The following is a 628-nucleotide window of genomic DNA, read 5'->3' on the forward strand; positions in this document are numbered from 1 at the left end:
ATGCAGTGCAATAGGAGATGCCTCCCGGAGCATCAAGGCTTCGAGAATCTCGTCGTCAAGCGTTATTCTGGTCACGTCAATCTGGGGGACCAGGACTTCGGCACGGTTGAAATTCCTGTTGGCGAGCGCCCGCTGAAAGTCCGAAGTCGGGTCAGGTAGCGCAATGGACTGAAACTCTTTGAGAAAGGCTGCTTTCTTCTTGGTCTGTTTGCCATCCGCATAGAGTTCGACCTCGTTGTAGTCGTCGGCTCCGACATGCAGTTTGACCATGTGCGCGCCGAGTTGGAAAAGGGCCGAAAGAATGGGCCTGTATTCCGAGCGATCCCCGGCATAAAACTGCACGCTCACTACATTCCGATAGCGCCGAAAGCGCTCCACGGAGAACTCATTGCACGCACCGGGCAGCGACGCGCCCAGGCTTTGAAGTGCCTTGTCGAAATACGACTCTGTCGCACCGAGTTGCGCACCGACTCTCTGCCCAAAGGATTCCGCATCCGTTTCTGCTTTGAACAGGATTTCTGCGCTGAAGTCTTGCATCTATTAGTCTTTCATGAGGGAGATAAAACGCAGGCTTGCCGAGAATCTGATGCTCTCGGATGGACCCAGATATGCGTGAATCCTTGTAGGC

1 protein-coding gene is annotated in these 628 nt (G+C 54.1%); it reads right to left on the minus strand.

Going from position 1 to position 628, the window contains the following annotated elements; all coding sequences use genetic code 11:
• A partial coding sequence (locus tag AC1D1X_RS25190) for a hypothetical protein (protein ID WP_477699619.1) occupies window positions 1-537 on the minus strand: 537 nt, incomplete at its 3' end.
• Window positions 538-628 lie beyond the last annotated feature (91 nt).

The sequence above is a fragment of the Polaromonas sp. P1_G4 genome (assembly GCF_056405475.1).